This is a genomic window from Streptomyces nojiriensis (assembly GCF_017639205.1).
GTDB lineage: Bacteria > Actinomycetota > Actinomycetes > Streptomycetales > Streptomycetaceae > Streptomyces > Streptomyces nojiriensis.
The window spans coordinates 8,972,344-8,990,658 of sequence record NZ_CP071139.1 but is presented as its reverse complement, the minus strand read 5'-3'; the positions used below and the strand labels follow the sequence as shown (position 1 = coordinate 8,990,658).

The window sequence follows — 18,315 nt, the reverse complement described above, 5'->3', positions numbered from 1 at the left end:
GGGCTGCAGCCGGGCCTCCGCAGTAGCGGCCGGCCTTTCAGGCGGCCATGGCCTGCTCGCCGACGCACCGGATCTTGGCGTGGCTGTTGTTGTGTCATCGCTTCCATCGCTTGAGCCGGCGGCCACGGAAGGGGACTCGGATGTGTCGGCCGGCGCCTCGGTACGCCTTGCCCGCCCAGCATTTCAGTCCCGCGGCGGCGAGCGCGTCGACGATCTCATGCGTTCGTGCCGCAGTGGAACCTCGCAACGCTCCTGCGGCATCGCACCGAGGACTTCTGGTTGTACTACGCGCTGCGGAACGGGGCGGGTCTCCAGCAGCTCCGGGTCTGTGAACGCAGCGGCCACGACTTCGCCCGGCTCACCTGGCAGTCCTGTGCCGGGTGCCACCGAGCTCACATCGTGAAGGTCCGGGTGACGAGCGAGTGGCAACGCCAGGGCTACGGCACGCGCATGATCACTTCTCGACCTGCGGAGACCGTCCGCTCCAGGCCGGTTAGTCTCGGGACATGCGGATCTCCGTTTCCTCGGACATGGACGAACCCGTGGCTCGCGCACTCCTCGGGCAACTGCGCGACCGCGGACACGATGTGATGACGTACGGCGCGCTGAACCCCGGCGACGATCCACAGTGGGCAGCCTGCTCGGAGGCGGCGGCCCGCGAGGTCGCCGCCGGGAACGCCGACCAGGCCGTCGTGTGCTGCTGGACCGGTACGGGTGCGTCGATCGCCGCGAACAAGGTTCCCGGCGTACGCGCGGCCCTGTGCACGGACGCCTACACGGCGGACGGTGCGCGCCGCTGGAATGACGCCAACGTGCTCGCGCTCAGCCTGCGCCTGACCTCGGAACCGCTACTCAAGGAGATCCTCGACGCCTGGTTCGCCGCCGAGGCGAGCACGGACGCCGAGGACCGCGAGAACGTAGCGCGCGTCAAACGGCTCGACAGCACCGGCACCATCCCTGAATGAAGGCGGTGACGCCGGCGGGTGGGACGGTGTTCCCGGCACCGCGGTCGAGGCCGCTCATGTTCCATCGGAGGAGTGCCGTCGGCCAGCCGCAGCCGTCCGGGGCTCCTAGGGCCTCGGTCCGGTAACCGCGGATCCCGGCCGACATCCCCGGGTGGCGGTCAGCTCAGGCCACTCGTCCCGTGTGTGTTTCGACGAAGCGACGCAGCTCCTCTCGCGGATCGGGGCCCAGCCCGTCCCTCCAGATCTGGTTGGTCTGCACCCCCGCGGGTATTCCGGCGAGCAGCATGTCGCGCATGGCCGAGGTGGCGGCCCGCTTCGCCGCCGTGACGCGGTGGCGGCTCTCCTCGCTTCCGTCGTCCGCGGCCAGCACCTCTGTCAGCTGCCGCTGCCAGGCGCCTACCTTGTTCCAGGCGTACATCTCCCCTTGTCCCGAGCCCATGTGCTGAAGGCCGACAAGCGTCCATCCCTGACTTTCCGTCAAGGGTGTGCTCACCGAAACCCATTCGGTGGCCAACTCGGCCGCCTTCCAGGCAAGTTCAGCATCCGCGTCGGCGTTCTCGTCTCTGACTTCACTCATGAGCCGACCATAACATTAATATCGTCATCGCGACGATAAGAGTGTCTGTTCAGTCCCCCATCGCTCCCACGGCCGCCTGCCTGAGCGCAGCGGCCGGGACCCGGGCCGGCCCGGTCAGCTGATTGCGGGGCAGGCTGAGGGGGCGGACGGTGCGGTCGGCCGGCGGGGTTGATGCCGGGCGAGCAGGGCGACGGCGGCGGCAGGCGCCGGCACGATATGGGTGATCAGCGAGTCGCACGGGGGGGCAGCGGCCGCTGCGGTTCGGTGAGCAGCCGGCTGAGCTCGGTGAGGCGGTCGTCGATGTCCCGCCCGCGGACCTCGGCCAGGCCGTCGGTGTACAACACGGGGCGGCTGCCCGGGAGCAGGGTGACGTCGGGGGTGGTGACGGTGGTGCCGCCGACGCCGACGGGTCCGCCCCACGGTGTCCATGGGAGTTGCGCCGGTGGCCGGCCGGACGGTGCGGCTCGGCCTGCCGTCGCGCGACTGTGGCGCCTTGCCGGCAGAGGTCCTGGTTCGTCACACGTCATCGGTGGCGCAGCAGCGGCTGCGGCGGGGCCTGCCGGCCTTCCCCCGCTAGCTGACGGTGTCATCGCAGGCGGGCTTCGGGGGGGCCTTCGCGATCACGCTCCGCCAATAGTCGGCCTCATCGACCGCACCGCGGTGTGCGGGCTGGATCAGGGTGGCGAACGTCGTCGTCCCAGGGCGGGCTTCCAGGTCTCCGGGGCCGATCGCGACCACGTACCGCTCCCCCGGCTTCATCATCACCTCTCGGTTGGAGGTGGCCACCTTGAACGAACCGGGCGCCCCGCCGGGCTCAACCCGCTGGGACACCCCGATGACCGGGGCGAACTTCCCCTTCATCGACTCCACGATCCGTACCGGCGTCGTGACGAGCTCGGGGTTCTCGGAGCCGACGGCCTGCGGGTCGTGCGCGGCCTCGCCTGTGGCCTCCACCACGGCGATGCCCTGCGCGCTGGTCGCCACCTCGGCATCAGTGCCGCCGGACGGGGTCCCGCACAGGCTCTCCGTGTGCGATGCGCCGCTGTTCTCCCAGGCGTACCAGCCGCCGCCGAGGAGCACGGCGGCCGCAGTCCCGGCCAGCGCCCACGTCTTCACGTTCATGATCAGCCCCACAGCTTGGAGTAGTTGGCTCGGTCGACGTCCTGAGGGAGATCGAAGTATTCGTGGGCGGTCGGCCACATCACCGACCGCACGTAGCCCGGGCCGCCCGCGTCCGACTTGTGGCACAGCCCCAGGGCGTGGCCCAGCTCGTGCGCCGCGATCTGTCGGCGCTTTGTCCGGCTCGCATTCTTCATCGCGGCCGTGTTGAACCGGATGTAGTCGGTCTGGCCGGGGCCGCCCCGGTAGTTCCACTTCGCGGCGGCATGGTCCTTCGGGTCGTTGTAGTCCACGAACTCGAGGTCGTTGACGGTAGTCGCCGAGTCCGGGGCCAGTTTGATCTTGTGGCCGGTGTACTGCCACGCCTTGAGCGCGTGCTTGTACGCGTCGGAGTAGGCCGTGTTCGCCGTCCATCTGATCTCGCCGTCGTCCACCGAGCTGCGCGACCGCGACTCGGCCTCGCCCCTGACGCACGGCGCCGCAGCGACAGCCGCCGCCGGAGGCGGGGCGGTCAGGAGCAGGGCTGCGGCCACCGATAAGCCCGCTGACAGACGCTTCATCCACTCCACGCTAGGGCTCCGCGCGGCGGGGCCGATCGTTTCCTCTCCCCCGGGTGGAGAGGTTCCCCGGACCGGGCAGACCCGACGCTCGAACGCATTCGGGACGGTGCTGGTTCGCGCGTACGGTCGTACGACTCCTCCGCCTCGCACAGCTCCTGCAGGGCCTCGGCAGGCTCCTGGCATCGGCCGAAAGGCGCCGGGCATGGGCGCGGACGGCCGCCTTCGGCCACGCGGACCGCGATCCGGGCTGCTTCCCCCCGAGAGTTCGTTCGCTGGGCCGACAACCACCGCACCGGTTGCATCGGTGGAACGCAACTGCTCACCGGAGTCACGGAAGGGGCGGGTGACGCGTGGGCGACGTCCTGCGCGGGCGCGGCATCGAGGCCGCCTTCCACGGTGGGCGGTGGCGCGCCGCCATCCCCAGAACAGCGAGCGCGCCGCAGGCGGGCGCGCAACGGATCCGGCTGAACTCGCCGCGGTCCGTGCCGGCCTCATGTCATACGGGTAGGCGTGGAGGGTGTCCGGCGTGAGCGCGGCTCAGAAGTTCTGTCTGGTTAGTCTCGGGCCCAAACTGCGGATCGAACCCCTTACGGACCAGGCGGCCTGGCCGCCGCCACGGTCACGTCAAACGGGGTGTCCGCTTCCTCACCACTTCGCGGCGAGTTCGTCGAGGGGGTCCTGGACGTGGGCACGGTTGATGCGGTCCGCGGCCGCTATGGCGTCGGTGATCCAGGCACGGGCACGCAGGGTACTGCCAAGATGTGAGGCGAGGGCCGCAGCGGTGTCCTTGAGCCGGCCGTCGCGGTTGAAGACGTCGAGGACGAACTCGGCGAGCGGTTCGAAGTCGCCGTCTTGAGCCTCCTGGACGGCGGAGGACATGGTCGAGCGTATGCGGTAGATGCCTGCGGCTTCCTTGAGACCGCGCCAGAACCGGGCGTCGTCGTGGCCTGGAAGGCCGTTGAGGAGGGCGGCGAGCTGCTGCTCGTCGTCGGTCACGGTCGGCTCCTTCACATAGACGTCCGGCCAGTGTCGAAGCCGAAGAACACGGAAGGAGCCGTTTTCGGAAGTGGGTGTACCTGACCGAGCGAGTTTGGCCAGGTACAGCCACCCGCGAAGCCGTTCAGCGCTGAAGCTGATAAGCCCCTGCTGGGACGGTCAGTTCATCCGCTTCAGATCTCGGCGGCTCATGCCGAACAGCACATTCGGCTGCTCGTACTTGAAGGTATAACCAGCGATGAGCGCTGCGGCGATGAACACGCCGTTGGCGACGTACGTGCGCGTCGTCCGTTCCATCACGTGTTTAGACGTCGTTTCTTTTGGCTGTAGGTCCTGTTGACCAGCTCGGAGGTCTGTCAGTGCGGCATGAGAGCCTCCGGGCATGAGCTACGACCTTGCTGTCTGGGAAGGCGAGCGGCCGGCGAATGACAGGGCTGCCCGCCGGGTCTTGAGCGACTTGTACGACCGCTACCTCGACAGTGAGGACCTGGAGCCTCCGTCCGAACTCATCACGGCCTACGTGACCGCGCTTCTTGAGCGGTGGTGCGATATCACCGAGGACGAGGAAGGGACCTCGCCCTGGTCGGTCGGGCCGCTGATCAGCGGTGCAAGCGGTCCGCTCATCTACTTCGGGATGGGCTGGAGCAGGGCTGAAGAAGCGTCGGCCTACGCGGCAGATCTGGCGGACAAGATGGGGCTGATCTGTTTCGACGTGCAGCAGGACTGCCTCAGGACCTGAGCGGCGTGGCCAATCGCCGGTAGCCGATCAGGGCTGCGGCTATGCCGACGAAGGCGAGGAAGTGTTCAGCCTTGCGTTCGTACCGCCGGTGCAGTCGGCGGCAGCCGGCCAGCCAGGACACGGTTCTCTCGACCACCCAGCGATGACGGCCCAGCCGCTGTGAGGACTCGACGCCCTTGCGGGCGATGCGGTGGCGGATCCCACGCTTACGGAGCCATCGGCGCAGGTGGTCGTAGTCGTAGCCCTTGTCGGCGTGCAGTTTCGCCGGGCGTCGGCGACGGGGCCCGCGGCGGGAGTGGATGGGCGGGATGCCTCGCACGAGTGGCTCCAGGCCCTGGCTGTCGTGCATGTTCGCGCCGGAGATGCCCAGGGACAGCGGCAGTCCGTTCCGGTCGGTGATCAGGTGGATCTTCGATCCCAGTTTGCCGCGGTCGGTCGGATTCGGTCCGGTCAGTGGCCCCCTTTTGCAGCCCGCAGGCTGACGGAGTCGATCGCGCACCGCGACCAGTCCAGTTGTCCGCGGGCGCCGAGTTCGTCGAGGATGACGCGGTAGAGCCGGGCCCAGACGCGGGCCTGGGTCCACTGGGCGAAGCGTCGGTAGACCGTTTGCCAGCTCGGACCGAACACCGGGGGGAGCTGGCGCCAGGTGCAGCCCGAGGTCGCCACGAAGATGATCGCGGCCAGCGCCTCCCGGTCACCTGCTCGCCGGCGGCCCCCGCCCTGCGGACGTATCACCTCCGTCGGCGGCACCACCCGCCGGAACAGCACCCACAACTCGTCCGGCACCAACCGCTCAACCAGATCCGTCATGCACGGTTCAACGAACGACCACGCCATAAGAAACGATGTCTTAACGGAGTAGCTGCTGGCGGTAGGAGTCTTGATCGGCGTGATGTTCTCTCGCAGCCAAGCGACCGTCTCCATCACCATGGCCTCGTCCTGCGCCAATCGCTCGCGGTCGGCGGCGAGCTCGGCCTTGCGCTGCTCGGTCGTCTTGCGCAGAGGGTCGTAGACGCCGATACCGAACTGGCTGAGCAGCGGGTGCTGCTCCATCACCTGGGCCAAGGTAAGCACCTGTCGGCATGCCACCAGATACGGCGTTCCGGTGGCTGCCTGATGGGCGCGAACCTCAACCTTGCGGCGACGGTCCCTGGTCATCGTGTGCTCCATTTTGCGGGACGTCCCACGTCCAACCCGCCATGGGCAATTGGATGACCTGGCGTGCAGCGCGATTCGGGGAACCTTGTCTTCGCCGCCACGGTGGACGTGGGCCACCATGACTCGGAGCGGGCAGGCGTATCTGCCGTGCGCAGCATACGCCCTTCCGGTCCCAAACTCCCCAACGGCCATGGTGAGCCCGGGTAGACCGCGCGAGCCTCGGAAGATCGGTGTGCGGATCTCGGGGAGGAGCGCGTGGAGGCGCTGCTCCACCACCTCGAGCCGGGACAGATCCGGTGGGAAGCGCGCGGATCGCGCCCGGCCACGGCAGCTACCCCCAGCCGACTCGTGGGCCCGCTTGAGCGTCATCCGGGCGGCCACGACCAGCGGGAGCAGACGGAGGCGTGTCAGGAGCGGGCCAGCAGCATCGGGGGGAGGTGCCGACCCTCCGTACCCCGAGTCAGGAGACGGAGCGGGGCACCGGACGTCTCTTTCGAGTGCTGCGGGCCGAGGGTGGGGTGTCCGGAGGTCCCGTGTCATCAGCCGTAAACGACGGCATGCTGGTGACTTCGCAGACAGAGACAAGAGCAGCACCGCGTTGCCGCGCGAGCGCCGCACGCGACAGGGCTGACCTGCACACGCCGGGCCGGCCCTGTCGCCACTCCCGGCTGCCTGTGCCCCGGTCGCTCCGTAAGGAGCCTTATGGACCCGCACCGGCCCCTCGGCCGGCGCGGGAGCTGACAGCCGTGACCCCACGCGGGTACTCGCGGCCCGGGAGCCCGGATACGCCGAGGAGGACGATCCGCTCGACCTCCGGCCCCTCCCCCGGCAGGCCGCCGGCATGCAAATCCAGCAGAAGAGCCGCGTCGCCGACCGCGCTGTCGCTGCGCGCCCAAATACTGACGGTCGGCGTCCGGTAACGGCCACGGCGGTTGGAGCTGAAGTCGCTTCTTCCAGGCGCTACTCGATCTCGGCGAAGTCCTCGACGTCGGCGGTGAGCACGTCCTGCTCCGCTCCAGGACCGCCCTCGGGGGACATCGCGGCAAGGCGGCTGTTTCTCTGTCCGAAGGGCCGGGAAACACCGTGGCACCGGTTGCGTTCCTGGTGACAAGTGAGCGAGCTCCTGCCCTGGCGGCCCGGGTCGGACGAAGAGGGGGTGCTGTGACACAGGGATGGAAGATCACGGTCGTGGTGCTGGCGGTGGTGGGGGTCGTCTCTACGCCACTCATTTGGATGCTGAACAGTCCTGGTACTGGGGAACTGGCCGGGGCGTCCTTGCAGGTGGCCGTTGGTATCGCTGCCCTGTTGTGGGCGCTGTTCCAGCGGCAGTCCCCTGCCGGACCGACCGACAGGGCTGACCGGACGGGAAAGGCGAGCCGCGGGGGCATCACGGGTATAAGGCGGCGTGGCGGCCGGAGCCGTGGTGGCTCCGCCACCGCCAGGAGGACGGGAGATGCGAGCGGCCCAGGCTCGGTCTCAGGCATCGAATACACGGATTAGGCCCCGTACATCCATGAGAGAACCAGCATCAGGCAAAGAGCACGATGTGGGGCCCAAGTTGGGCGCAACGGTATCGCACAGCGGCCATGCGGTGTCCGAGGACGGGGGTACGTCTGTAACCGGCTACTGCGGCCCGGCCCCGGCAGCTGGCGACGGGCCGCAGAACCCGGTGCAGGTAGTGCATTCCGGAGCCTCGATCGCCATCAACGGCGGGACGTCCGTATCCGGTTACGTGCACAGTCTGACAGTCCAGCAGCAGCTGCAGCAGCAGTCCGTGCAGCAGGTCGCCGCCGCATCGCTCGCGAGGTCGGTGCTGGGCACCGAGGAGGATGCCTACAACCAGCTCGTGGGCCGGGACATCCATGCAGTCATCGACCTGACCTTCACCGCTGAGATCCTCGGCCAGGTTTCGGCACTCGCTGCAGAGGATGCAGCGGGCGCCGTGCCGGGACACACCATGAAGGAGGTGACCGCCTTCTACAGGGGTCTGCGGCCGGGACGTCTGGTCATCACCGGGCCGGCGCCGTCCGCCGCGGGGGCGTCCGAGGACGCAGGTACCGGCAAGACCGTGATCGCCCTGAAGCTGATCATCGGGCTGGCGCATGCCAGAGCGAATGGCGAGGACGTCAAGGTTCCCGTCCGACTCTCTGCTTCCTCCTGGCCCGGCGGAACAATCAGGGAATGGCTCACCGAACAGCTCGACCGGGTCTGGAATCTGTCGCGCTCGGACATCAGGCTGCTGCTTGATTCGTACTCGGTGCTACCGGTCATCGACGGTGTGGACGAGATGGACCAGGACAGCGCCCACGGGGTCGTCACCCGTGCGGCGGCCCTGATGGCGGAAGTCAACCGGTACCAGGAGAACGCAGAGGCGGGGGCGGTGGTGCTGACCTGCCGTCGGCCTCAGTACGACGCGTTGAGTGCCGATGCCCCGGTGCGTACCGTCGCGCTGCTGACTCTCGACCGGGTCGGGAGTACCCAGGCCCACGCATACCTCAAGGCCCGGGTCGCTCAGACGAAACGCGGCATGGATCCGTGGAGTCTGGTACTGAGCGTCCTCGCCTCCGAACCCGGATACGAAGGCGTCGCCCGCCCGGGCGATCTGCAGCCGGGCACTCTGCATCGCGCCCTGGACACCCCCTGGCGCCTGGCCCTCGCCGCCACCGTGTACCACCCCGACACGGGGCGAGACCCCGACGCCCTGCTGGCCCACGCGAAGGACGGCACTCTCGATCACCACCTTCTCGATCACTACATCCACGCCGCGCTCAAAGTCCATGACCGAGCTGGTGGCCCGTCCTTCGCCGGGGCCGCCAGGACGAGTCGATACCTGGGAACCCTGGCCGACCACCTCCGTACCAATGCGGACACCCCCGGCCCCAGCGTCACCGGGCGCGTACCGTCCTCCACCGATATCGTTCTGCACGACCTGTGGCTCCTGGCCGGCCGCGACAGGGTCCGGCGCACCGAGCGCGCACTGCTTTGGTCCGTCGTCACCCTGCTGGTTGTTCCCGCCGCCGTGGTGGCGTTCTCTCTGCAGCAGCACATGCCGGTCCTCCAGGCGAGCATGTTGGCCTTCGCGCCTCCGGCGTCACTGGCCTTGATGATCGCTTTGAACAGCGCGTCCGACTTCTGGGAGGAATGGCCGCAGCCAAGACGAATCCTGTTCGCCCGGCTGAGTGCCGCCCACATCCGGTTCCTACTGCTGCCCGGGTGGGTTCTGTTCGGTGCCGGCTCGGGATTCTGCTGCGCGTGGATGCTGCACGACGGTGTCAGGGACCGGGTTGAACTGGCACTCGCGTGGGGCGTGGTGGCCGGATTGCTCGCCGTGCTCAAGTTCGCGGTACGGACCGAGGAAGAACACACGTTGGCGCTCTTGTTAGGGATGCCGACAGATCGGGACGAGCCCGTCGCCGATCCCCGGCAACCGCTTCGCGACGACCTCGCGGTGGTCCTGCTCCGGTTGTTCGCGATCATGTTCGCCGTCGCTACCACGCTCTGGATCGTTCCCGGCGTCGACCCCGCGGCCTGCCTGGCCGCCGCGGCCGTTTGCGGGATATGGCTCACGCTCTCACCCAAGCCGTGGGACTTCTCGACGCCGCTGCCGACAGCCCGGGGCTCCTACGATCCCCGCCCTTGGCTCGCCGGGCGAGCCTGGTTGCGCTACTGCGCGTTCCTTCTGTGCGTGCGAGGCCGTCTGCCCTGGAGGCTCGGGAAGTTCCTCGAGCACTGCTGGCGGTGCGGCCTGCTCCGCAGAGCCGGACCGGGCTGGCAGTTCCGCCATCGGGAACTCCAGGAACATCTCACCTCCTCCCCGTCCAAACGATGATCCGGGGCTCGGCGGAAGTGCGGAAGGACCTGCCAATACAAGTTGACAAGCTTCCATCCGGCGCAGCATCACCACGTTATCCCCCGGCCCCGCCGACCGGAATCCGATGTCAGCGCAGGAACTGGGTGATCCGCGGGGCCAGGTCCTCGTCTCCCGCAACCGGGACACGCCGTCGCCGCCGCTCGTGGCAGCTGCCTACGGGTGCACGTCCCGCTCCCCTAGCCGGTGCGGCTGCTGCCGGTGAGTGGGGATCGCAGCCTCGGCCGGGGCCGGCCGGGCCGCCGCTGCACGGGGCAGGGGTCGGGGCGGGCGCGGCCCACGTGTCACCGGCCGCACCCATGCGCGCGGCCAGCCCATCCCTCGCCAGTACCGCGGCGCCGGCTGCGGGTGCAGGAGCGGGAGTAACAGTCGCCGCCGGGGCGGGGGCAGGTGTGGGGATCTTGGCGGCCGCGGTGACGGCGGCGACGGACTGGTCCACGCCGGCACCTGTTCGGTGAGCGTCGGTGAGGTTCCGGGCGACGTCGATGCCCTGGACGTCGAGGCGGCCCATCGCGGCCGCGATGTCCGGCCAGGCCGGGGAGGCCAGGATCGCGTCACGCACCTGACCTGCGGGCATCTTCGCCTTGAGGAGGTCGGCCCACTGGTCGGTGCCTTCCGCCTTCGTCCGGGCCGGGATCGCGGTGACGGCCTGGTGGACTCCTGCGGTCATACGGCCCATCTGGGCAGGAACACCGAGAGGTCGACACCGGCCTGCTGGAGGGCGAGCTGGCAGGCCGACTGGGGCCAGTCCGCGCCTTGCATCAGCTCGGCCAGGATGTCGTCGCCGAGGTGGCCGCGCAGCTGGTCGGCGGACCAGCTCGGGTCCATCTCCTCCGCGTCCTCCCCGAGTTCCTCTTCCTTGCCGGTGAGGCGCTATTGGGTGGCGCGGCGGACCGCGTCGGAGATGGTCATCACCAGGCGGTAGGCCATCGCCGCGGTCTGCGCCGCCTCCCCCAGCGCCTCGGCGAACGGCTCGGACAGCGGCGGGTATCCGGACGTCATCAGCAGGGACTCCCTGGGGGTGGAGGCAGCGGGTCTCCGCACATCAGTCCGCAGTTCGCACACAATTCCCACTCTTCGGCAGGCATAGGGGAAGTCCCCACTGGGGCGGTGGTGTCCGACCAGCGGGGCACGTTGCGGGCCGGGGCCATGACAATGGCAGGCCAGTCGGGACCCACTGCGGAAGCGCATCTCCCCCGCCGCATGACGGACCTCCACGGACTGCGCTTCGTCGTCGAACAGCCCGGCCAGGACCATCAAGGCCCTGGCCTCGGAAGCGCTCAAGATTTTCAGGCCTGGTTCGGCGCCCCCTTCGAGGGGCACATCCACCAAGTCTTCGATCATTGCTGGACAACGCTCGACTGCCCGTCACCCCCGGACGGGAGGGCGGCCCACGATGACCGACCACACCCTGAGGAATGCCAGAGGGGCGGGATGGGCTTGCCCCGCCCCTCTGGGTCATTAGCCGAGCCTGGACGCCTCGACGCTGTTCACGCCTTCCCGAACTCACCGACGGCGATGTCGGCCTGCTGCGAGTTCACTGCGGCCGGACGTCTGCTTGGTTTTGCCGGCCGGGGAGGGTGGCTTGCGTCCCTGCCTAGTACGACAGGTCCTTCTGCTCTGTGATCAGGCGACCGGCGATGTGTAGGTTGCCGTCGGAGTCGAGTACCGCGATGACCTTCTTGGTGGAACCGTGGTGGGTCGTGAAGTAGATCTTGTCCGCCTCCTGTGAGGTGGAGTAGTTCGTGTTCACCGAAAGTTCGATGCTCACCGGAGAGCTGATGAGCACGTCCTTTGAGGTCGGGATGATCTGGTTCTGCCGCAGTTTGATACGGCCGTGATTGTCACCCTCATCCCAGTCCGACGCCACTCCGAGATCGATCTCAGCCATGAGATTTCCCCTCCAGTTCCGGCGGGCCGTTTCCTCCTGACGAGCTCCGACAGCGTCGTTTCGTACACGTAGCCCGACAAGACGCGCCCACTCCCGAGTGAAAGAACTTCCTCGTTCGGATGACATGTGGCATCACCCGAACCACTTAGGAGCCTACGCAGCTCGGTCACCTGGCGGGGGGCAGATTAGAAAAATGTTCACTTTGTATTGAAGAATGACTATTTTTGGTCAAGTTTGCCACAGTAGTTGGAATGCCGAATGCGCTGAAGGCTCACCAGACGCCCGCTCCGTGCCGAGCCGGGCGAAGGCCGCGAGCCGGCACACGCTGAGGAGGCGACTCGTGCCGGGTCGACTCGTGGATGACCGCCCACAGTCGAGAACCCGCGAGGGCTGGATGACCGGCACCTGCTTCGGCCGACACCGTCGCCGACTGCGGTACGTACTCGAATGGCAGGCTGGGTTCTCGGCTGGTCACCGACGGTTGTCGGGCGGCATGACAGGGGGTCGGTGAATTCGGCCAGGGTGCGGTAGAGGGTGGAGCGGCCTAAGCCGAAGTGCTTGGCGATGGCGGCAGCCGTTGGCGAACATACGGCACGGGCACTGCCGGAGCTGCGCAGGCGCCTGGGTTCGGACGTGATGCCGGTGCCGTGGCTGGACGCGGCGATGGACGCGGACCGGATCATCGCGGCCGCCCTGGACGGCGAGGCGGCGGTCCGCACCCACCCGCTGGCCAGGTAGGTGCACACCCGGGAAACCGCGCACCTGCCGGCATGCGCGCTGAACGGCCCCGTCCCGCCCGGCGCGCGCCGGGCGGTCACCCCGGCCAAGGCTCGGTCCGGTCGCCGTCGCGGCCCAGCTGGCGGCCTCGGATCGGGCGGTGCCCTTCGGTCACCTGCGGCGCCACGACAGAGGCGGCGGCCCGGCAGGGTGAGGGCGGGGTGCTGCACCGTCAGGCGCTCTGCCTCACCTCGTACGGCCGGGAGCCGGATGTGCCTGCATGGACCGCGCAGACCGTGATCGCGAACTACTGGGCACTGTGGCTGGCGTTGCCGATGCCTCAGCCGGACGCGTTCATGCGGGTCCGGGACATTTCGGGCTGGGATCCGGTGACCCTGCTCCGGGGCCTGGCTGGCGGGCTGCACCTCGTGGGCGTCTTTCCGATCACCGGATCGCTGGTCCGGTCGTGTCTGGTGCCGCGTGGGCGGTGATCGCGCCGTTGCTGCCGTCGGCGGGCCGGGCTCATGGGCGGTGGCGTGATCACCGTCAGGTGCTGGAAGGCATCGTGTTCAAGTTCCCCGCCGGTGTACGGGCCCGAACCTGGTGGTGGTAGACGTCGCGGCCGTACCCACGGCCCGCGCAGACGGACTGAAGCTTGCGGCGGAGCCAGTCGGGCCTCCCCTTGACGGACGGGATGGCGTCGAGCAGGAGCATGAGCTGGGTGACGTCCTTGGGAAGGCGTTCAGCCGCTCCTGGTAGCCGGCCGACTCCGGGCGCCCCAGCGCCTGACCGCGCTCCTCATAGTCCCTTCCCGGCACCGGGCCGAACATGAAGATGGTCAGCTCCGTGCCGACAGAGGGGCCCACGCGGGGATACCGGGTGCGCAGTGACTCTGCGACGCGCGCCACCGATCCAAGGAAAGCGAGGGTCTGCTCGGCGTCCTGGTCGAGCTGGTGGCCGAGCAGGAGAACAGCATTGCCGTGTAACTGCTCCTGGACGGCCGCGATCTCCCGGCGCACGTACTCCGTCCGCCAGACCTCACGGTCCGTGTCGAAGTTGACCCCTTGTAGGTGAGCGAAGCGGGTCTCCGCGAGGATGCCGTGGTGACACGACAGCCACGAGCCTTCCGAGCCGTGGGTGTAGGTGACCTCGAAGTTCACCGCCTGAGCGGTACCCGCACCCGAAGCTGCGTCCTGATGAAGGCTCGGCAGTGGACCGGCACGGCCACCCTCCGGGAATCCCGTCCCAGCCAGGCCTCGCACCGGCCCACCCGCCGACCCGCCGGTCAGGGGGCGTCGATCAGTACCCGGCCGCCGGTCGGCACGGTTGCCGCGAGCCGGTTCGCGTACGCGTTCTGCACGCGGGACCGCTCCGTCGCGTTGGGCACGGCGTTGGTGCAGGCCGTCCCGGCGCTGGACCCGGACATCAGCTGGGAGCACGGCCCCGGCTTGGTGTCCGGGAGGCCCAGGCTGTGGCCCAGCTCGTGCGCAGCGATGCGCGTCTTGTCGTACCCCTGGCTCACGGCCTGCGCGCCGAGTTCGACTCGGACCTGTCGCCCCGGACGGACCGGACCGAGGGTGGCTTGCGGCCAGTCGGCGGTCGCCACGATGACGATCTCGGCCCGGGCCCCGGGCGCGGCCTCCACCAGCCGTACGTTGGTGACGTTCGCGTTCCAGGAAGCGACCCCGGCCGCGATGGCCGCTTCCCAGCCACCGGCCCGGCTGCCGTCGTAATGGAGTGTCACTATCGCTGCGGTGGCGTCCGGTATGGGCGCGGGTGCCGCGGTCGCAGCGGTTGCCGCCGCGAGGACCAGCGCGGCAGCGGAGGTGCCGACTTTTCAGCCAAGTGCCCAGAGACATGGTCGTCTTCCTTCATGCGTGGGGGGGGGACCCGGCCCCTCGGAGGAGCCGGGGCACTGGAGACGCCGCCACCGCCCGCCTGTGGCACGCGAGTTCGGGCAGCCGCCCTTCCGAAGCCCTAAGAAGGTAGCCCCGCACCCCACCAACCCGTCATGCACCTGCTAGCCAATTCCCGCAGGCACTCCGGCCGATGACTGATCAACGGGCGGCACCATCCAGGGGCTCGCCGGTCAAGTCGATTCGATCGGCGGGTTCTTGGTGGATCAGTCGTGCCGAGCGAGGTTGACTGCGGAGACGAGCGGGGAGAGACTCCCCGCGGTCTTGATGTGACTCCGATCGCGGCCCCGGCGCCGAAAACGACAAGGGCGGGATGTTCCGCACGCTCGACGCTTCGGAGATGACGAACCCACGGGATTCGATCCTCATCAGGCTGTCAGTCTCCGGCGGTTCATTCCTGACCTACGCCAAGGGAGCGGCAGGCCCGAAAACCCGTTACGCGAGTCCTGGCGGGAGCGCATAGGGTGCGCGTACCGCGGCGGGGGAGCTGTAGCGCAGAGGTAGACGCGCCCTCTTGGCAAGAGGGGAGGACGCCGGTTCGAATCCGGCCGCTCCCCCGCCGTGCAGTAGCCACGAAACGGCTGGCGCCGGCATGGATCCCGAACCCCCAGCGGCGGGTTGTGGCCCGCAGGTCAGGCGCGGCGCGCTTCCCGGCACGGGTCGTGCGGCGGCCGGTGCGGGCGCATCGACACTCCCGGCCGCACCCGGGATCACACGTTCCTGCGGGGCGACGAGGCCTTCGTCCTCGCCCGGACGCAGGGCATGCCCGGGGATCAAGCGGTCCAGGCCCGCGAGGAGATGTCGGGCCGCTGGATGCGTACGGAGGCCTCGCACCCCTCCATGAAGGGATTGACCAGCCTGTGCGACCCTGACGGCCTGCTCAGGGGCATGTACAGCATTCCGGGCGCGGAGAAGGGTGCACTGACCAGGATCGACGGCCAGGAGGTGGTCACGGTCAACACCATGCAAGGGGTCTTCCTCGTAGCCACCAAAAGCGAACCGTTTCTGCTCAAGGCGACCACCAACGGCCCGAACGCGATCGATCTCGCCTCCACCCGCGTCAACAACCCCGTAGAGGTGGACGCCCCGGCCACAAGGGCGTTTACGACCCGGACGACAACGGCTGGCATCCGCCCGCGCCTACTGCCTTCGATGCGTTCCCGACCTGCCGGCCGGGAGGCAGGGACCGCGGCTGTCCCCCGCGCTCCATTCCGGCACGGGCAGGGATGGAGCGCAGACCGTCACGTAATTGCAGTTCACGGAGTTTCGGTCACACGTACGATGCCGGGCGTGATCGTTGCTTCCATCGACCCCACCTCGCAGGCTTTCGCCGTCGGCGAGGTCATCGGGGGCATGTCCGCCGCCGCCACAGCCATCGGCGCGCTCTGGTGGCTGACCCGCTCCTGGCGCACGCAGTCAGCCCCGCCCGGCAGCGATCCGGCACAAGCTGTGCGCGGGAAGAGGAAGCGGACCTGGTTCATCGCGGGTGTGAGCGTGTTCATCTTGGCCGCCGCGAGCGTCAAGGCCGCCGTCTCCTACCGTCCCGAGCCCCGCGCGATCGAGGTGCGCGCCGCGGACGGCAGCGAGGAGTCCCTCGTCATCGTCCTCCCGGAGCTCTTCGACCGCTTCCGCCTCCTGACGGGCGAGGACGCCAAGCGCGCCGAGACCGAGGTGCTGGCCGGCCGTGAACTCCCGCACAGCATGCGGACCGGCTACTACGACCAGGACGCCGACGGGTCCTACGACCTCTTCGTCCTGGTCAGCAGCGCCGATTGGGACCCCAAGGTCGCCGAGTCCAAGGCGACCAAGTCCATCGAGCAGGAGTTCCGCAACTACTTCGCCGGCGCGAAGGCCCGCGACGTGGCCCGCTTCGACGCGGGCCAGCACGGCGGCGGCCTCGCCTGCGGCTTCGTCGCGGGCCCCGCCGGCGACCAGGTCCTCTGCGCGTGGAGCGACGCCGCCAACCTCGCCGGCGTACGCCTGGCCCGCGAGACCGACCTCGCCACCGCCGCCCGGACCACGCTCGCACTACGCAACGCCGCCACCCGCTGACGTACCTGCCCGGCGAGCCTCTGAACCGGCCGGGGACTTCGCAGGGAGGGCTTCGTTCGCAGGTGTCAGGACGCCGATGTAGGTCCGCTCAGGCGTCATCGGCTCCGATCAGACGTGGCGATGTGGTGGGGTGGTGCCATGTGGACGCGTGGCGGATGGATCCGACGTCCGCGATGTGCGAGGCGCTGGTGGCCGGCATCCGGCCCGAGGCCAAGGACGGCTTCCTGCTGAACGAACTCCCCTGGACGCGCTTTCCCCAGGGAAATCAGGTCAGGGAGGCCATGCACCTCCTGCTCGTGCCGTTCCTGATCCGGATCGCCGCCGACCGTCTTCGCCGCCGTCCTGACGGCCCTCGCGGTGATCGGCGGCCTCGTGGTGATCAGCACCCGCCGCCGGGCCCCCGAGCCCGCCTGAGCCCCTCGACCGCAGACCGCCGTACGGCAGTGCACCGCAGCCCCCTGCGGTGCACTGCCGTATGCCGGTACGGGCGGATGCCCCGACCTGGCCCCCGGCAACACCGCCCGCCGCGCACACACCGGACAGGATCAACGCACCCAAGAACGCGGCCGACGTGTCCGAGGTCGCCGAACGGGCCGGACTCCCCCGGTCAGCGGCCCATTCCGCTTCCGGGGCGAGTCCAGCCCGTTCGGCCATCGCCCTGCCCCGCACGGGGCCGGCGCCGGCGTCTCCATCGAGGTTCAGGACAGCGGTCCAGGACACCCGACGGAGCTACGCGACTCGGCGCCCTGCACCCCGCGCGCTTTCACCCCCCGAGAAATCCGCTCATCACCGGGCAGACTGCGGCACCTTCCCCGCCCGCACCCGCCCGCTGACCTTCGGCACCTGGATCGGCAGCGACCGCGACGGCACCCCCAACGTCACCCCCGAGGTCAGCCGCGACGTGCTGATCCTCCAGCACGAGCACGGCATCACCGACGCCCTCGAACTCATCGATCCACTTCGGGGACCAGGCCTTCGGCCGTGCCGTACTGGACCGTGCCGGAGCCGTCCAGTGGCACCCGGTACCGGCCCGCATGCTCCTACCCGCCCCGATCCGCCTCCCCTGACCACGGCCGCGACACCGGACGCACGACGCGGGGTCGCGCCTTGCTGCGGGTGGCGCAGCCCGGCTCGGGAGGCGGCCTTCTCACAACTGCAGTCCGGCCTCGCTGAAGGCGTCGGCGACCCACTGGGCAGCCCTGCGGCACTCCTCCGGCGGCTGCTGGAGTGGGTCGGCAACGGAGGGGATGGCGACGAGTTCGGCGAGATCGGCCTTGGCCCGGGGCATCGCGCCGCGATGGCGTCCGCAATGAGCGCGGACGCCGGGTCTTCGCAGACGATGCCGCCGTCACTGGTCGTCATCAGTGCATCCTCCAGGACGGGAGTTGCACCGAACGATTGCGGTCCTCCGCGCAGCCGCGCGGGAAGGGATGCGGCAGGCTGCACGGGCCGAGGAGTTCGACGGCCCAGTCGTGGAACTCGGCCTCCGAGGAAGGTGCGAGTACGGCGCCCGCCGGCTCGGCGGCCCGTCCCACGGGTGGCCGCACGCCGGGGGCCGTGGCCGGGGTCGGGTAACGGCGGCCGTGAATCCACTGGCCGCTGTCATGGGGTTCGGCGGGTCGTCCGGCTGCGCCGGCCTCCACCGCGTCCCGTTGAGGAGCATCGAACGGGCGATGCCCCATCCGCGGAGCGGGTGCCGGAGGCCCGGTGGCGGTGGCGCTGTCGGCCTGGGTCGGACGGAGTCCGCAGGGCGTACC

21 protein-coding genes, 1 tRNA gene and 1 pseudogene are annotated in these 18,315 nt (G+C 69.2%); 8 read left to right on the top strand and 15 right to left on the bottom strand.

Annotated features, from left to right (window positions below; all coding sequences use genetic code 11):
* Positions 1-506: 506 nt before the first annotated feature.
* On the top strand, positions 507-965 hold the full coding sequence (locus tag JYK04_RS40715) for an RpiB/LacA/LacB family sugar-phosphate isomerase (protein ID WP_189746459.1): 459 nt from the start codon (positions 507-509) through the stop codon (positions 963-965).
* A 163-nt stretch (positions 966-1,128) separates the two neighbouring features.
* Here JYK04_RS40715 and JYK04_RS40710 read toward each other — a convergent pair whose 3' ends face one another.
* The 6 genes from JYK04_RS40710 to JYK04_RS40685 form a co-directional block, all read right to left on the bottom strand.
* Positions 1,129-1,542, bottom strand: a complete 414-nt coding sequence (locus tag JYK04_RS40710) for a hypothetical protein (RefSeq protein WP_189746457.1) — start codon at positions 1,540-1,542, stop codon at positions 1,129-1,131.
* A 224-nt stretch (positions 1,543-1,766) separates the two neighbouring features.
* Positions 1,767-2,069: a SpoIIE family protein phosphatase gene (locus JYK04_RS40705; RefSeq protein ID WP_189746455.1), complete on the bottom strand. Its 303-nt coding sequence runs from the start codon at positions 2,067-2,069 to the stop codon at positions 1,767-1,769.
* Between the two features lie 46 nt (positions 2,070-2,115).
* Positions 2,116-2,664, bottom strand: a complete 549-nt coding sequence (locus JYK04_RS40700) for a hypothetical protein (protein WP_189746453.1) — start codon at positions 2,662-2,664, stop codon at positions 2,116-2,118.
* Positions 2,665-2,666: 2 nt separating this feature from the next.
* Positions 2,667-3,221: a matrixin family metalloprotease gene (locus JYK04_RS40695; RefSeq protein ID WP_189746451.1), complete on the bottom strand. Its 555-nt coding sequence runs from the start codon at positions 3,219-3,221 to the stop codon at positions 2,667-2,669.
* Between the two features lie 645 nt (positions 3,222-3,866).
* On the bottom strand, positions 3,867-4,217 hold the full coding sequence (locus JYK04_RS40690) for a hypothetical protein (RefSeq protein WP_189746449.1): 351 nt from the start codon (positions 4,215-4,217) through the stop codon (positions 3,867-3,869).
* A gap of 159 nt (positions 4,218-4,376) precedes the next feature.
* Positions 4,377-4,514 carry a hypothetical protein gene (locus JYK04_RS40685; RefSeq protein ID WP_189746447.1) on the bottom strand — a complete coding sequence of 46 codons (138 nt, stop codon included), beginning with the start codon at positions 4,512-4,514 and terminating at the stop codon, positions 4,377-4,379.
* Between the two features lie 85 nt (positions 4,515-4,599).
* Here JYK04_RS40685 and JYK04_RS40680 point away from each other — a divergent pair, with 85 nt between their 5' ends.
* Positions 4,600-4,956 (top strand): hypothetical protein, encoded by a 357-nt coding sequence (locus tag JYK04_RS40680; RefSeq protein WP_189746445.1) that lies wholly within the window; start codon positions 4,600-4,602, stop codon positions 4,954-4,956.
* Here JYK04_RS40680 and JYK04_RS40675 read toward each other — a convergent pair.
* A protein-coding gene (locus JYK04_RS40675; RefSeq protein ID WP_373297517.1) for an IS5 family transposase occupies positions 4,946-5,766 on the bottom strand; the annotation gives its coding sequence in 2 pieces (ribosomal slippage) (positions 4,946-5,424 and positions 5,424-5,766; 822 coding nt in all). The two genes, JYK04_RS40680 and JYK04_RS40675, sit on opposite strands and share 11 nt — an antisense overlap.
* A gap of 1,894 nt (positions 5,767-7,660) precedes the next feature.
* Here JYK04_RS40675 and JYK04_RS40670 point away from each other — a divergent pair.
* Entirely contained in the window at positions 7,661-9,943 is a 2,283-nt protein-coding gene (locus tag JYK04_RS40670) for a hypothetical protein (RefSeq protein WP_189746443.1), read from the top strand.
* Between the two features lie 109 nt (positions 9,944-10,052).
* On the opposite strand, the gene JYK04_RS40665 is transcribed toward JYK04_RS40670, so the two are convergent.
* From JYK04_RS40665 to JYK04_RS40655, 4 genes are all read right to left on the bottom strand, one after another.
* Positions 10,053-10,652: a hypothetical protein gene (locus JYK04_RS40665; protein WP_189746441.1), complete on the bottom strand. Its 600-nt coding sequence runs from the start codon at positions 10,650-10,652 to the stop codon at positions 10,053-10,055.
* On the bottom strand, positions 10,649-10,810 hold the full coding sequence (locus tag JYK04_RS40660; RefSeq protein WP_189746439.1) for a hypothetical protein: 162 nt from the start codon (positions 10,808-10,810) through the stop codon (positions 10,649-10,651). The genes JYK04_RS40665 and JYK04_RS40660 overlap by 4 nt, the downstream gene beginning before the upstream one ends.
* A 45-nt stretch (positions 10,811-10,855) precedes the next feature.
* On the bottom strand, positions 10,856-10,984 hold the full coding sequence (locus JYK04_RS42065) for a hypothetical protein (RefSeq protein ID WP_268254176.1): 129 nt from the start codon (positions 10,982-10,984) through the stop codon (positions 10,856-10,858).
* 595 nt (positions 10,985-11,579) lie between these two features.
* Positions 11,580-11,873: a DUF6342 family protein gene (locus tag JYK04_RS40655; protein ID WP_189746437.1), complete on the bottom strand. Its 294-nt coding sequence runs from the start codon at positions 11,871-11,873 to the stop codon at positions 11,580-11,582.
* A gap of 564 nt (positions 11,874-12,437) precedes the next feature.
* Here JYK04_RS40655 and JYK04_RS41780 point away from each other — a divergent pair.
* Together JYK04_RS41780 and JYK04_RS41775 are read left to right on the top strand one after the other, a co-directional pair.
* A complete protein-coding gene (locus tag JYK04_RS41780; protein ID WP_229876815.1) occupies positions 12,438-12,611 on the top strand; it encodes a hypothetical protein in 174 nt (57 codons plus the stop codon).
* A gap of 200 nt (positions 12,612-12,811) precedes the next feature.
* Positions 12,812-13,081: a hypothetical protein gene (locus JYK04_RS41775; protein ID WP_229876814.1), complete on the top strand. Its 270-nt coding sequence runs from the start codon at positions 12,812-12,814 to the stop codon at positions 13,079-13,081.
* 78 nt (positions 13,082-13,159) lie between these two features.
* Here JYK04_RS41775 and JYK04_RS40645 read toward each other — a convergent pair whose 3' ends face one another.
* Both JYK04_RS40645 and JYK04_RS40640 read right to left on the bottom strand, forming a co-directional pair.
* Complete coding sequence (locus JYK04_RS40645; protein WP_189746515.1) at positions 13,160-13,750, bottom strand: hypothetical protein; 591 nt, start codon at positions 13,748-13,750, stop codon at positions 13,160-13,162.
* Between the two features lie 125 nt (positions 13,751-13,875).
* Positions 13,876-14,403 carry a snapalysin family zinc-dependent metalloprotease gene (locus tag JYK04_RS40640; RefSeq protein WP_189746500.1) on the bottom strand — a complete coding sequence of 176 codons (528 nt, stop codon included), beginning with the start codon at positions 14,401-14,403 and terminating at the stop codon, positions 13,876-13,878.
* A 585-nt stretch (positions 14,404-14,988) separates the two neighbouring features.
* Between JYK04_RS40640 and JYK04_RS40635 the strand changes: the two genes are divergently transcribed.
* Positions 14,989-15,063, top strand: a tRNA-Ala gene (locus JYK04_RS40635).
* A 216-nt stretch (positions 15,064-15,279) separates the two neighbouring features.
* Here the strand turns inward: JYK04_RS40635 and JYK04_RS40630 are convergent.
* Complete coding sequence (locus tag JYK04_RS40630; protein ID WP_189746435.1) at positions 15,280-15,471, bottom strand: hypothetical protein; 192 nt, start codon at positions 15,469-15,471, stop codon at positions 15,280-15,282.
* A gap of 325 nt (positions 15,472-15,796) precedes the next feature.
* On the opposite strand from JYK04_RS40630, the gene JYK04_RS40625 reads away from it, so the two are divergent.
* Together JYK04_RS40625 and JYK04_RS42510 are read left to right on the top strand one after the other, a co-directional pair.
* Positions 15,797-16,558, top strand: a complete 762-nt coding sequence (locus JYK04_RS40625) for a hypothetical protein (protein ID WP_189746433.1) — start codon at positions 15,797-15,799, stop codon at positions 16,556-16,558.
* Between the two features lie 811 nt (positions 16,559-17,369).
* Positions 17,370-17,525, top strand: a pseudogene (locus tag JYK04_RS42510) (phosphoenolpyruvate carboxylase); the annotation flags it as partial.
* Between the two features lie 180 nt (positions 17,526-17,705).
* Here JYK04_RS42510 and JYK04_RS40615 read toward each other — a convergent pair.
* The gene (locus JYK04_RS40615; protein ID WP_189746513.1) at positions 17,706-17,846 is read right to left on the bottom strand and encodes a hypothetical protein; all 141 of its coding nucleotides are present in this window, start codon (positions 17,844-17,846) and stop codon (positions 17,706-17,708) included.
* Positions 17,847-18,315 lie beyond the last annotated feature (469 nt).